Below are 13,093 nucleotides of genomic sequence, written 5' to 3' on the forward strand. Positions count from 1 at the left end.
GTGGGTAGGTACGCGTTGATTGAAGGTTTGGGTTCGACATGAAACGCCGGGGCCAACCGGCATTTCTGCGTACGGTCTGCGGGGGCTGTCCGAGGGTACGCAAGAACGCCCGGCGCATGCGTTCACGGTCGGCAAAACCCGTTTCGTACGCGATGGTCTCAACGGTATGCCGACCCTGTTCCAGCATTTGCCGGGCCGCCTCCACCCGTAAGCGCTCCACGGCCTTCGCGGGTGTCCGACCCGTTTCTTCGCGAAAGGCGCGACTGAACTGACGCGAACTCAAGTTCGCCGCATCGGCCAGCTCATCCAGCGACAACGGGTTTTTCAGGTGGGATCGGGCGTAAGTGAGTGCGTTCTGGATGCGATCCGACTTGGGGGCCAGATCCAGCAGCGCCGAGTGTTGTGATTGCCCGCCAGCGCGGCGGTGGTAGAGCACGAACTGACGCGCCACCGATTGAGCCACGTCGAGACCGTGGTCGTCTTCAACCATGGCCAGTGCCAGATCGATGCCTGCGCTCATCCCGGCGGACGTCCACATCTGGCCGTCCTGAACGAAGATCCGGTCAGCCTCGACGTGAATGTCCGGATAGCGGCGCCCCAGCTCGCAAGCAACCATCCAGTGCGTGGTCGCTCGCCGGTTCGCCAGCAGCCCTGCCTGAGCAAGAATGAAGGCGCCTGTGCAAATGGAAGCGATTCGTCGCGAGGTTCGCATGGCGCCGCGCAGGTAGTCGACCAGCGCCTCGGATGCCTCAGGACTCGCGGCCCCGCCACACACGATGACGCTGTCGAACGGGTCGTCTCCCAAGGGGGTGCTCAGCACCGAGACGGCCGCCGTTCCCTGGACCGCGCCGCCTGTTTCCGAGCGGATCGAGACCTCATAATGCTGTGCGCCAAGCACCCGGTCCGCGACTTCGAATACCGAACTGGCGGACAGGCAGACGAGCTGGAAATCCGGATAGATGATGAAGCCGACCTTGTGCATGGCGAATGCTCGATGGCGATAAAGGTGGCAATTATGACATTTAAGCCATGAGACGCAATGTCTATCATGGGCTCCCGAATGAAGCTCACGCCTTGGAGAACACCCATGTTACGTCTTACCAGCAAGATCGCTGTTGTCACCGGCGCCAGCTCAGGCATCGGCCTCTCTGTTGCTCAAACGTTTCTCGCGCAGGGCGCGGCTCGCGTCTACCTCACCGGACGCCGCAAAGCCGAGCTGGATCGCGCCGTCGCGTCGCTGAACGCCCGCTTCCCGGACGCCGGGCAAGGCCCTCGTGCAGTGGGTGTACAGGGGGATGTCAGCCAGCCCGCGGACGTAGAGCGTCTGTACAGCCTGATCAGAGCCGAGTCCGGGCGCGTTGATGTCGTGTTCGCCAACGCCGGTTACGCGGAGCCCGCCCCGCTGGGCAGCCTGACCGAAACGCACGTCGATGGATTGCTCAATACCAACGTCAAAGGCGTTATCTGGTCGGTGCAGGGCGCCTTGCCGCTGATGGGCGAGGGCAGCTCGATCATCCTCAGCGCCTCGATTGTCGCCAGTAAAGGCTTCGGCGACTGGGGCCTCTACAGCGCCAGCAAGGCCGCTGTCCGTTCATTCGCCCGCACTTGGGCGTCCGACTTGAAAGGCAAGAATATTCGCGTCAACGCCGTGAGCCCTGGAGTGATCGACACCCCGGCCTGGAGCGAGTCGGATCTGCCAAAAGAGCAAGTGCATGGCTTCTTCCAATTCGCCGCATCGGTCACCCCGTTGAATCGAACTGGCCGCGATGAAGAAGTGGCAAAAGTCGTCGCCTTTCTGGCCTCCGACGACAGCAGTTTCGTGAACGGCAGCGAAGTGTTTGTGGATGGCGGCATGGCGCAGGTCTGAGCCTGTCGATCGGGTTTGATTCACAAGTCTGCCAGTAAAAAAAACCGGGAATCAATTCCGTGGCTTTTCGTTTATCGCGACCTTCAACTAGGCAGAGGCTACAGTGTCACGTCGTTTGAATGCTCTAATTTCGGCGGCCTACCGTTGATTAAACCGAGAAACCGGCTATCGCGGCCGATCAGGATGACCACTAGACGCGGGTCAATCCCTATAGCGGATGCCGGAGAGTAGTTGTGTGCAGAGGCGGGGCGTCCGCTTCTGGCCGATTTCTGCCTCCTCAAGGGCGCAATGCAACGCTTCATCTGCTTAATCGTGATGGCAGTTAAATGGCCACGCAGGGTAGGGTCCGTGGCTGTATTGAGGAGGCCGGAAGACTACCGCGACGGGATCAGAGATCCCTGATGAAGCGCTCTAACTGCCCGCGTTCCCATATCCTGAGCAGATGAACCGGGTTGGTTCCAAATCGGTGCCATGTCTCAAGCGAGCCCACTCGTTTGTCTGGGGATACGGACTGCTCGCAGCACTCCAACTCCAAACCATCAATTTGAAAGGTAATCTCCCAGGCATCGACCAACACAGTCATCACGCGTGGACTGAGGCTATTGCGAGGCTGTTCACTCGCTCGATGCATCGTCCGCTCCCCAAGAGCGACATCCTTGAGGATCTGATAGACCTCGCGAGCATTAAGGTCTGTCTTGGTTACGTCCAATGGGCCGCTCCTTTGGGCAAAAATGAATCGAGAATCACAGGATCTCATGGGTAGTGCCAGACGGGTTCATTTGCTGCTGAACCGCGGGAGCCCTGGGAGGGATCCTGGGTAGGCGAGGGCGAGGCTCAAACGCAAACTGCGACGTCTCGCAAAACGGCGGCTTCTCAACTTTAATAACGCGGCGAACCGTCTGTTTTACTGATAAACAAATTCCCAATCATCGATTACTCATGGACTATAGGCGCCATTTGGCGGTCTCTTCATGAGGCCAGCGCTCGCAGCAGTAGGAGCCCGTGAATGAACATCAAGATTGAGGCGCTGATCGCCCGTAAAATCGGCTTCGCCTCTCACCAGAATGCCGTACCACTTGTACGTGAGTTGAGCATCTGGAATCAGGAAGAGACAAATCTTGAAAACCTGGTCCTGACCCTAAGCACTGATCCCGACTTCGTTGAGAGTCGAACCTGGCATATCGATCGGCTTAACTCCGGTGATCGCCTCAGCATCACTGAACGCGACATCAAGCTCAACGCAGGGTACCTGTCCGGGCTGAGCGAAAGCCTGACCGGTGATGTCGTGTTGCGCCTGTCCCAGGGCGAAAACCTGATTACTGAGCAGCGCTTCCCCACAGAACTGCTATCACGTACGGAGTGGGGCGGTTTGAGCGCAATGCCGGAATTGCTGGCCGCTTTCTGTATGCCTAATGACCCAGCAGTAGACCGTGTGCTCAAGGCTGCTTCGCAAGTGTTGCGCCGGGCAGGCAAAAAAGACCGCATTGACGGCTATGAAAGCAAATCGCGCACCCGTACTTGGGAGTTAGCCTCTGCCATCTGGTCAGGGGTGTGCAGCTTTCAATTGAGCTATGCATTACCTCCGGCCAGCTTCGAGCAACAGGGCCAGAAGATCAGGCCCCCGAGTGTTGTGCTGGAAAACGGTGTCGCGACCTGTCTCGACACCGCCTTGCTGTTCGCAGCGGCATTGGAACAGGCTGGGTTAAACGCGTTGCTTCTGATGACAAAAGGGCACGCATTTGCTGGCGTCTGGTTGCAGCCTCAAGAGTTCTCGCAGCTGCTGACCGACGAAGCCTCGGCAGTGCGCAAACGCCTTGATCTGAAAGAAATGGTGGTTTTCGAAACTACCTTGGCCACACAAGCCCATCCGCCAAGCTTCAGCCAAGCTGTGGCAGTAGCCGAACGGCAGCTCGATGATGAGCAGTTCATCATGGCGATCGACTTGCATCGTGCTCGCATGCAGAAGATTCGCCCGATGGCGCTGGTGTCGGCGGTAGAGGTTATGGACACGAGCGGCAATGCGTTACCCGCTGCTGAGGGATTGGAAGATGCTCCGCCGCTCCCAGGGTTCGATGTCGAGATCAACGAAAGCGGCGACGGTCCAGCCGGCAAGCTCACGCTTTGGCAACGCAAGCTCCTCGACCTGACGACTCGGAACCGCCTGCTACACCTGCCGGACAGCGCCAAAGGCGTCCGCTTGCTCTGCCCAGATCCAGCCGCCCTTGAGGACCTTCTCTCCAGTGGCGGACGCATCCGCGTAGTACCTGTGCCCGACCTGAAAAGCAGCGGCCGCGATATTGCGCTGTATGAGCAGCAGAACAATGAAAGCCTTGTCGATGAAGTCGCTCGTCAGGCGCTTGGCCGCGGCGAGGTCCTCGCGAGCCTGGAAAAGGTCAAACTTGAGGCAACGCTGATCGAGCTGTTCCGCAAAGCGCGAAGCGACTTGGAGGAGGGTGGTGCAAACACGCTCTTCCTGGCCATCGGTTTCCTCAAGTGGAAGAAAAGCCCAGACGACCCGAAGACGTATTCAGCGCCGCTGATTTTGCTGCCGGTGAAGCTTGAGCGCAAAAGTGCTTTGTCGGGCGTGACACTGAGCCTGCTTGATGAGGAGCCACGCTTCAACCTGACCCTGCTCGAACTGCTTCGTCATGATTTCGAGTTAGTGATTCCAGGTCTCGATGGTGAGCTACCGAGTGATGAAAGTGGTATCGACGTCACAGGCATCTGGAACATGGTGCGGCGAGCGGTACGCGACGTGCCTGGTTTCGAGGTCAGCACCGAACTGGTCCTTGGCACATTCTCATTCGCAAAATACCTGATGTGGAAAGACCTCAACACCAACGCGGCGCAGTTGCTGCAAAGCCCTCTGGTCAAGCATCTGCTGGAGCCTGATCAGGAAGGTGAGGGCTTTGCCAGTTCAGAAGATTTCCCTCGGCCGGAGCGTCTCGATTCCACAGTGACGCCTGCTCAGCTGTTTGCCCCGTTGCCTTCCGACTCTTCCCAGCTTGCTGCGGTAGTGGCGTCCGGTGGCACGCGCAGCTTCGTCATGGACGGCCCTCCCGGTACCGGTAAATCACAGACCATCGCCAACATGATTGCCCACAACCTCGCCCTCGGCCGCCGCGTGCTATTTGTGGCAGAGAAGCGAGCGGCTCTGGACGTGGTGTATCGTCGCTTGGCAAAGAAGGGGCTGGGCGAGTTCTGCCTGGAACTGCATTCGAGCAAGGCTTCGAAGGTTGAAGTGCTCAAACAGCTGGATCGTGCGTGGGATGTGAGTGACGCGTTGAGTGCTGAGGAATGGGAGCATGAAGCTGCTCGGCTGCAAACCCTTCGTTCGCGACTCAACCAGTTGGTCGACGTCCTGCACAGACGTAGGGATAACGGCCTTTCTCTGCACCAAGCGATTGGCCGGGTAATTCGCGACCATAATCCACAGACGCCGAAACTGGTCTGGGCCCCGACCACTCAGCACGATGCAGCCGAATACGGCAATCTGCTGGACCTCGCGCGGCGACTCGGCCTGAACGGCGTTGCCGCACGTGACCTTTCAGGCAAGTTTGGTGCTCTGTCTCAGACCCAATGGTCGAACGCTTGGCAGTCACAGATGGCAAGCACATCGCGTGAATTGCCGCAGGCCCTGGACGCTCTGAATGCGGCTAGCGAAAGATTGTTAGGCCTGACGCACCTGGCATTGCCAATAGCCGAAGTCCTTCAGATCCAACGGCTCAACGAGTTGGTGACTCTGATCACTCAATCCCATGGCGTGAACCTATCATTCGCGTTCGCACCGGATGCTGTCACGCGTATCGACGCGGCTCGCCGTGCATGTCAGTTGATTGAAAGTTACAGGGAGCTTGAGGAAAGCCTCTCGCTCAATTACGCCGACGAAGCCTGCCGCCGCATTCCTTTCAAGGCGATGCACAGCGACTGGCGAGAAGCAGAAGGCAAGTTCTGGTTCCTGGCCTCTTTCGCTAAGAAAAAGGTGGCCAAGAAGCTTGCCTCCCTTGGCGGGGCAGCAGGGATTCCGGATACGCTCAGCGACCTCGCTATTTTCGAGCGCCTGCATACACAGCTGTCGGAGCTGGACACATTGTCGGGAGACATGCAGTCGATCCCGGGTTGGCAAGGCCTGTCCAGCGACACTGCTCGCACATTGCGCGCCGTCACCCTGGCTGAGAGTCTGCGAGGCCTGTTGAGTGCTTTAGCGGAATCACCCGACCATCTGGTTTCATTGCGCGGCGCAGTCGCGCGTCTGGTAATCGACGCGAATGAGATGTTGGCGCCAGGCGGACAAATCGGTACCGCGCTCTCGGCATTGCAGCAGGCCCTGGCTCGCTACGACGATGCAGCTCGGCTCTTTGCAGGATTGGCCGGAACGAATCCAGACGCGCACCTTGGCGTGGCCGCATTACGGGCTACCTCCTTGTCCATCCAGCAACAGGAAGAACAGCTCAAGGCATGGTGCGATTGGTGCCGAGTGCGGGAGCAGGCGAGGGAAGCCGGACTGGCGACGCTGGTTCAAGCATTGGAAGCAGGAAGTCTGTTGCCAGCGGCGACTGAGGAAACCTTTGTAACAGCCTATGCACACTGGTTTGCGACGCAGGGCATCGACGGCGAGCCGCTTCTGAGAAACTTCGTCGCTGCCGAACACATGAGCGACATAAGCGCTTTCATTCGCTTGGACGACGAACTGGCGAAACTGACCGTCCGCTACATCCGGGCGAAGCTGTGTGGCGTGATCCCTTCCAAGAACGACATTCCGAAGAGCAGTGGCTGGGCCATTCTTAAACACGAGTTGCAAAAGTCTCGCAGGCACAAACCTGTCCGCCAGTTGGCGATTGAAATGGGCAATGCACTTAATCGCCTAGCTCCGTGCATGCTCATGAGCCCGTTGTCTATTGCGCAGTTCCTGCCCGCTGACCAGCCTCCGTTTGATCTGGTCATCTTCGACGAGGCTTCGCAGATCGCCCCATGGGATGCGATCGGTTCGATTGCTCGGGGCAAGCAGGTGGTTATCGCCGGTGACCCCCGTCAGATGCCGCCTACCAACTTCTTCAGCCGTGGCCCGAACGCTGGCGACGATGATACCGCAGAAGACATGGAGAGCATCCTGGACGAGTGCCTGGGGGCAGGGGTACCGAGCCACAGCCTCAGCTGGCACTACCGCAGTCGCCATGAAAGCCTGATTGCGTTCTCCAACCATCGTTACTACGACAGTAACCTGATTACCTTCCCTGCGGCAGAGACCCGTGCCAGTGCAGTTGAGTGGCGCAGAGTTGAAGGCGTCTACGCGAAAGGGAAAGGGCGGTACAACCAGGCTGAAGCAGAAGCCATCGTCAGCGAGACCGTTAAGCGTCTCACTGATCCAGCATTTGTCGCGGCGGGTCATTCCATCGGGATCATCACGCTCAACTCCGATCAGCAAAAGCTGATCAATGATCTGCTGGATACGGCGCGCAAGCAGTACCCGCAAATCGAGCCGTTCTTCCAGGACACGCAGACTGAACCCGTAGTGGTCAAAAATCTGGAAACCGTCCAGGGCGATGAGCGTGATCTGATCATGCTCGGGATTGGGTATGGGCCGACCGAGCCTGGTGCGCAGGTCATGTCGATGAACTTTGGCCCGCTTAACAAGGACGGCGGATGGCGCAGGCTGAACGTTGCTATTACCCGGTCGCGCCGCGAAATGCTGGTGTTCTCGTCCTTCGATCCGTCGATGATCGACCTGAACCGGACTAACGCTCGCGCCGTCCGGGATTTGAAGCACTTCATTGAGTTTGCTCAGCGCGGCCCGAGAGCGCTGGCCGAAGCGGTCCACGGATCTGTAGGTGGGTACGACTCGCCGTTTGAAGAAGCAGTTGCCCAAGGCTTGCGGCGTCTCGGTTGGCAGGTAGTCCCGCAGATCGGCGTGTCGCGCTTCCGCATCGATCTAGGGATTGTTCATCCTGATCGTCCTGGTGATTACCTGGCAGGCGTTGAATGCGATGGCGCGACTTACCACAGCGCTGCCACCGCACGGGATCGTGACAAAGTCAGGGGAGCGATCCTGAAGGGCTTGGGATGGAACCTGGTGCGTTTGTGGTCCACAGAATGGTGGGTGGACAAGGAGGGCGCTCTCCAGAAGCTGCACACTGCTCTCAACGACCTTTTGGCTCAATCGCGATTGGCGGTCGATCCAGTTCAGGCGGATGAGCCGATGGCTCCGACGGTTGTTATCGACTTCTCCGTGGAGTCCGAAACCGATGAGGTCATGGAAGCTTTGATTGAATCCCCGGTCGCCCTCAGTGAGGAGCAGGCATTGGAGCTTGCGGAGACTCGGATCGCTTGCTCCTATGACGGTCAAACCACCGCTGGGCGGCAAGGTTAATATCGAGTGGCTGATCTTTCGTCTCTCGCTCCGTTGATCCAGGCCGAGCAGTTTCACGTACCTGAGTACACCCCGGTGCTCCGCCAGATCATCGAGGAAGTCCTCCGCCAGGAAGCGCCAATCCTCGGTGCGCTCCTGGTCCAGCGTGTGGCGCGTGCACACGGCTTCCAACGTTCCGGTCGCCTCATTAGAGACCGAGTACTGGAGTTGGCAGATCAGTACCATCACGTTCAGCAGGCGGGCTTTGAAGAGGTATTCGTCTGGCACGCCGAAGGCGACGTGATGAAGTGGTCGACTTACCGTGTTCCGGTGTCGGCCAATGATGCGCGTTCGATTGAGGAGATCGCGGCAGAGGAGGTGCGCATTGCGGCAAGCATCATTGATGCGGCTGACCCTGCATTGGAGGTCGCGCGGTTGCTCGGCGTTAAACGGCTTACAGGTGCTGCGCGTCAGCGAATAGAGCGGATTCTGAATGCGTAAAAAAGTCTCTTGTGCAACACCGTTTAGCAGGGGCTCGAGAGCACTATGCCTGAATAATCAGCGATCAATCATTTTGAGGCCGCAGGCATTACTCTATGAACTGTTCGGCATCGCTGAGGCGAGATTCAAGCAACCGCGTCTTGGCCTCCAGCAACGACCAGAGAAGCAGGCGCTCGACGTGCGTGCGGTAAGAATTAAGCGTGGCTCCGTTGCCTGCGCAAGACTTCAGGAAGCCGCGCTTAAGCAAGTATCCATCACGCGGACCGTCTGAGTTCCACATTTAGCTGACGCTCACAGCGTGGCAGGCGCGGACATTGAAATTCGCTTGAGCAGGCGTTGAAATGTGTCGATATGATGATTTGGAAGATGAACATGCAATATCCGGGTCTAGCAATTATCGGATATTGCATATGGAGATAGGCCCTCTATCGTGGTGCCGTTGGCTTATCCACGGCGCTATAGCTACCGTTCTGGATGAACCGTAGGTTAACGCTGCCTCACACTCGGCTGCTTCAATTGTGGATTTGCTGACTCATCTCAATTAACGACCTCTGCCAAGAGGGGAGAATAATCTCCGAACGGCTTGGCAATCAGTTGGCGCCGGCAGTATTTGATGGCGCGGAGCGGCCCGAATTGCTATACGTACTCAAGCTGCACGTCAGGATGGTGTGAAACGTATGAAAACAACCTTTATTCAAGAGTTCATAAAGGCCGCCAAGGAAGCTCCTCGCATTTACTTCGCCCCAATAATGGGGGCATTCAAGGAGATCAGAGCAGAGCTGAAACGTCTAGATAGGCGGTGATGGCACGGAAGGCTCGGCCACAGGTCTTTTGGGCGCGCCAGCCTGCATTCAGGGGGCTCAACCGATCGCTCGCGACCAAGGTTTTTTGGAAAAGGTAGAGAGGTCTCACCCTACGTTGATGTTCCAGCCATCGGCGGGGTTCCTACGCCAGTTCTCGCCGCTGGAAGGCAACTGGTTTCGCGCTCTCTATGCGAATCCTATCTCAGCAGCAGCCCGTGTCAATAGCAGCCACTAAACTCTCAGCCTTAGTGCTGATAGTCCCGTCGACAGCGCCCCAAAAGTCTCGTATTGCAATGCGAGGGTCAGGCGTGAATCCCGCCGTAAGTAGTTACTCGAGCAGCTTAAGGCTTTCGGCACCGTCCTGGCTGATGCATGTCATGGACTGCACGCTGTCGTGGCAAGAAGTAAATCGCCAACCACGAGAACGAAACCTAGAAGCAACGGCTGATCTGCGAACCAGCAAATGCAGACACATTTTTTGTGTTTCGGTGATACGTTTGATGTCAGATGTCGTGGCCAGCCGTGTTGGAAGTAATTCGTCGACAATGCTGCGAAGCAACGGTGTCGATGAATTAGTTCTCAAAGAGTTGTCCGTTCAGCAAAAAAGAATAGGGACATTGCTCACGTGCCTAAGCAGCTGATTTCATGAGTCTATTCTTTTTTACTGATTTTTATTTTTTTCAAATGAAACCGACAACCCCAACGACCCGGATAAAGATACAGATAACTACGTATAATGTATATTATGTTAAATACATTGTCAGAAACGCAACAGCGTTTTTTGTCTGTGACTCCTGTCAAAAAAAGATCTGATTCACGCTAAAATATAATCCTTTTCTTTTCATGCGGTTACGTATTTTTGGCCGCATCAAAGATGCGGGATTCACGTTTCGTTATAGCTCAAAAAAAAGTTACTGAATCCGGTAGAAGAGGCGGCTATGTGGGATCTGGCGAAGGAGCTGGGCAAAAAAATCAGGTTAGCTCGTAAGCTCAGAGGCATTTCTCAAGAGAACCTTGCACTGATGTGCCGGGTTGATCGTAGCTACATGGGCCGTATTGAACGAGGCGAGGCGAATCTAGCCCTTGAAAAGCTTTATCAGGTTGCTGAGAGCCTGGATTGTGAACCATCCGCACTGCTGCCCCCTCCTTCCCCAAGGCCGAAATAGCCATTCAGCATTAAGTGGCGCATTATTTGCCCCCGCCCCCGACTGGGGATGGTAGCAATCCGATAGTTGCTAGACCCAGATATTACACAACCCCGCTCCCCGCAGGATCATAGCCGCCCAGCATCCTGACCTCGCTGCAGAACGAATGGCCGATTGACACTAAATACGAGCACACGCTGTTACTGAGGAAGTACTGAGCTTTATCGGCAGGCTTTGGATCAAGGCAGGCGGTCCCGGTCCGCGCATGCCGAGTACAGGGACGTTGTCAGCACGCTGTCAGCGGCGCAGATGGCCCGTGGGCAACGCCGTGGTGTATTTGACCTGGCTCAACGCAAAACTGGATCGGATGCTCGCGACACTCGGTATCTGAGTCAGGCATTCAAGTAATAACGTCTGATACTTCAACAGATCCTCAATCACGACCCGCAGCATGAAGTCAGCCTCTCCACTCATGAGATAGCACTCCATGACTTCCGGACGTTGCTCAATGGCATGGGTGAAGACTTCCAGTGACTCCTTGTCCTGTTGTTTAAGGGTCACGTGCACGAAGACGTTCACCGCCAACCCAAGCTTCAATGGGTCAACCAGCGCAACCGCCCCTCTTAACACACCCTGTTGCTTCAGATCGGAAACTCGCCGCCAACATGGGGAGGTGGAGATGCCTACGAGTTCGGCCAGGTCGGCGTTGCTCAATTCAGCATTTGCCTGCAGCGCATCCAGGATCGCCAGGCTGGCACTATCCAACACAGGTCGCGACATAGGTAGTTCTCTCCGGAATACTTAAGAAAGGCGGAAATATTATCTGATATTCATCAGAGATCGGGTGAAAACAGGAGAACATTTGGGCGTTGAGATCCGCAAACTATTCACATCTTCAGCATTCATTTCCACATCAGGAGCATGCAATGGTGCGCGGTATAAACGATCCTGTTCCAACTCCCACACACCTAATGCTGCCCTCGCGAGCAACGACGATCATCTGGCTGTGCGTGATGGTGCTCCTGTGGGGCATCAGTTGGCCAATCACCAAACTGGCGTTAAACACGATCTCCCCAATTTGGCTTGCGACATTTCGATTTGGTAGTGCAGCCATTTGCTTGTTCGTGTTCGTTGCCATGCGGGGAAAATTGTGTTTTCCGCCTAAAGCCGACTGGCCGATCGTCATCAGCATCGGCCTCTTGCAGATGACCATGTTCACGGGTCTGGGAATGGTGGCTATGACGCACGTAGACACCAGCCGCGCTACCCTTTTGGCGTACACCACACCGCTTTGGGGCGTGATCTCGGCTTGGGTGCTGCAGCGAAAGAGACCGACGAGACTGCAGCTTGTTGCGCTCTCGCTCGGCATGTTGGGGGTAGCTGTCATATGCTCACCCATGGAGATGGACTGGTCAGCGCCAGGTGCCGTGATGGGAGCATGCTTTCTGATGGCCGCCGCAATCTGCTGGTCAGTCGTCATTCTTCACATCAAGCAGCACAGATGGCAGGCCGCTCCGCTGGAACTCGCACCTTGGCAAATGGCATTGGCTACTGTGCCCTTGGCTGTTGCTGCCTACACCGTTGAGGGTGCCCCCAGCGGCATTGACGTAAACAGTCGTTTACTTGAACTGCTGCTCTTCATCGGACCGATTGCCACTTCCGCATGCTTCGTCATCTCTTCCGAACACGGACGCCGGCTCAGCACATTTGCAATGTCCAACTTCACCTTGGGCGTCCCGGTGATAGGCATTACTGCCTCAGTAATTTTCCTGGGTGAACGACTGACACTGTGGTTCGCCATAGGACTCATGCTCGTCCTTGCGGGGATGTTGATGACGATCCTGGCGGCCTCTTGGAAGAGTAGGCCTTCGCTGGACGCGTTGACGACAGCCTCGTAGCCCGAGTCGTGACGGTACCGTTTTTCGGGACCGTCAGTTTGGCTTGATTTTGGAGACCCCAGGGGCGCCTGGGGACACGATTTTTGCCAAAAGCTCCTCTAGCCGCACCACCTCGTCTGCAGAGAGACTCGCGGTGAATTCGTTCATGGCAGCTATCTCCATTGCCATCAGCTTTGAGCGTAAAGCCTCCCCTGCGTGCGTCAACGCCAGGCGAGCCTCACGTCTGTCTTGACCACCACGGTTACGGACGATCAAACCTTTGAATTCGAGACGATCCAGCATGCGCGTCATCGCTGCACTATGAATGGATAACCGTCGGCACAGTGCGGCCGCCGTGTCGTCCCCGTTAGAGATAATCTTCAACACTTTGAGTTGCGCAGCGGTAATGCCCAGAGGTAGCAGGTGCCGATCCAGTAGCCGATCTTTCAGAGCTGCATTGAGCCCAAGCAAACTGGCGAAGTGTATTGCCTGAGAAATGGAAGCAAAATCGGTAACCATGGATTCCCTCTTGTGGCGCGAACTGATCGGCTTGT

The 13,093-nt window shown here is 56.6% G+C and carries 8 protein-coding genes and 2 pseudogenes; 5 read left to right on the forward strand and 5 right to left on the reverse strand.

Annotated elements, in window-relative coordinates; translation table 11 throughout:
• Window positions 1-58: 58 nt before the first annotated feature.
• Window positions 59-982: pseudogene (locus AC07V9_RS04030) on the reverse strand (GlxA family transcriptional regulator); the annotation flags it as partial.
• A gap of 105 nt (window positions 983-1,087) precedes the next feature.
• Between AC07V9_RS04030 and AC07V9_RS04035 the strand changes: the two are divergent.
• Window positions 1,088-1,867 (forward strand): SDR family NAD(P)-dependent oxidoreductase, encoded by a 780-nt coding sequence (locus AC07V9_RS04035; protein WP_495014403.1) that lies wholly within the window; start codon window positions 1,088-1,090, stop codon window positions 1,865-1,867.
• Window positions 1,868-2,255: 388 nt separating this feature from the next.
• Here the strand turns inward: AC07V9_RS04035 and AC07V9_RS04040 are convergent, their stop codons facing one another.
• Window positions 2,256-2,576, reverse strand: a complete 321-nt coding sequence (locus AC07V9_RS04040; protein ID WP_495014404.1) for a DUF7693 family protein — start codon at window positions 2,574-2,576, stop codon at window positions 2,256-2,258.
• Window positions 2,577-2,873: 297 nt separating this feature from the next.
• On the opposite strand from AC07V9_RS04040, the gene proA reads away from it, so the two are divergent.
• Together proA and AC07V9_RS04050 are read left to right on the forward strand one after the other, a co-directional pair.
• Entirely contained in the window at window positions 2,874-8,234 is a 5,361-nt protein-coding gene (gene proA, locus AC07V9_RS04045; protein ID WP_495014405.1) for an anti-phage protein ProA, read from the forward strand.
• 6 nt (window positions 8,235-8,240) lie between these two features.
• Window positions 8,241-8,714: a DUF3320 domain-containing protein gene (locus tag AC07V9_RS04050; protein ID WP_495014406.1), complete on the forward strand. Its 474-nt coding sequence runs from the start codon at window positions 8,241-8,243 to the stop codon at window positions 8,712-8,714.
• 91 nt (window positions 8,715-8,805) lie between these two features.
• Here the strand turns inward: AC07V9_RS04050 and AC07V9_RS04055 are convergent.
• Window positions 8,806-8,994 (reverse strand): annotated as a pseudogene (locus AC07V9_RS04055) (site-specific integrase); the annotation flags it as partial.
• Window positions 8,995-10,455: 1,461 nt separating this feature from the next.
• On the opposite strand from AC07V9_RS04055, the gene AC07V9_RS04060 reads away from it, so the two are divergent.
• On the forward strand, window positions 10,456-10,683 hold the full coding sequence (locus AC07V9_RS04060; RefSeq protein ID WP_495014407.1) for a helix-turn-helix domain-containing protein: 228 nt from the start codon (window positions 10,456-10,458) through the stop codon (window positions 10,681-10,683).
• Window positions 10,684-10,959: 276 nt separating this feature from the next.
• Here the strand turns inward: AC07V9_RS04060 and AC07V9_RS04065 are convergent, their stop codons facing one another.
• Window positions 10,960-11,442: an Lrp/AsnC family transcriptional regulator gene (locus AC07V9_RS04065; protein WP_495014408.1), complete on the reverse strand. Its 483-nt coding sequence runs from the start codon at window positions 11,440-11,442 to the stop codon at window positions 10,960-10,962.
• Window positions 11,443-11,588: 146 nt separating this feature from the next.
• On the opposite strand from AC07V9_RS04065, the gene AC07V9_RS04070 reads away from it, so the two are divergent.
• Window positions 11,589-12,560, forward strand: a complete 972-nt coding sequence (locus AC07V9_RS04070) for a DMT family transporter (protein WP_495014409.1) — start codon at window positions 11,589-11,591, stop codon at window positions 12,558-12,560.
• A 33-nt stretch (window positions 12,561-12,593) separates the two neighbouring features.
• On the opposite strand, the gene AC07V9_RS04075 is transcribed toward AC07V9_RS04070, so the two are convergent.
• Window positions 12,594-13,058, reverse strand: coding sequence for a MarR family winged helix-turn-helix transcriptional regulator (locus tag AC07V9_RS04075; RefSeq protein WP_495014410.1), 465 nt, complete (start codon window positions 13,056-13,058; stop codon window positions 12,594-12,596).
• Window positions 13,059-13,093 lie beyond the last annotated feature (35 nt).

It is taken from the genome of Pseudomonas sp. GW821-FHT02A11 (genome assembly GCF_059421985.1).

Bases quoted from the DNA above. Each gene is read 5' to 3' on its own strand.
- AC07V9_RS04035 (WP_495014403.1), top strand. From the start codon at position 1,088: ATGTTACGTCTTACCAGCAAGATCGCTGTTGTCACCGGCGCCAGCTCA.
- proA (WP_495014405.1), top strand. From the start codon at position 2,874: ATGAACATCAAGATTGAGGCGCTGATCGCCCGTAAAATCGGCTTCGCC.
- AC07V9_RS04060 (WP_495014407.1), top strand. From the start codon at position 10,456: ATGTGGGATCTGGCGAAGGAGCTGGGCAAAAAAATCAGGTTAGCTCGT.
- AC07V9_RS04065 (WP_495014408.1), bottom strand. From the start codon at position 11,442: ATGTCGCGACCTGTGTTGGATAGTGCCAGCCTGGCGATCCTGGATGCG.
- AC07V9_RS04070 (WP_495014409.1), top strand. From the start codon at position 11,589: ATGGTGCGCGGTATAAACGATCCTGTTCCAACTCCCACACACCTAATG.
- AC07V9_RS04075 (WP_495014410.1), bottom strand. From the start codon at position 13,058: ATGGTTACCGATTTTGCTTCCATTTCTCAGGCAATACACTTCGCCAGT.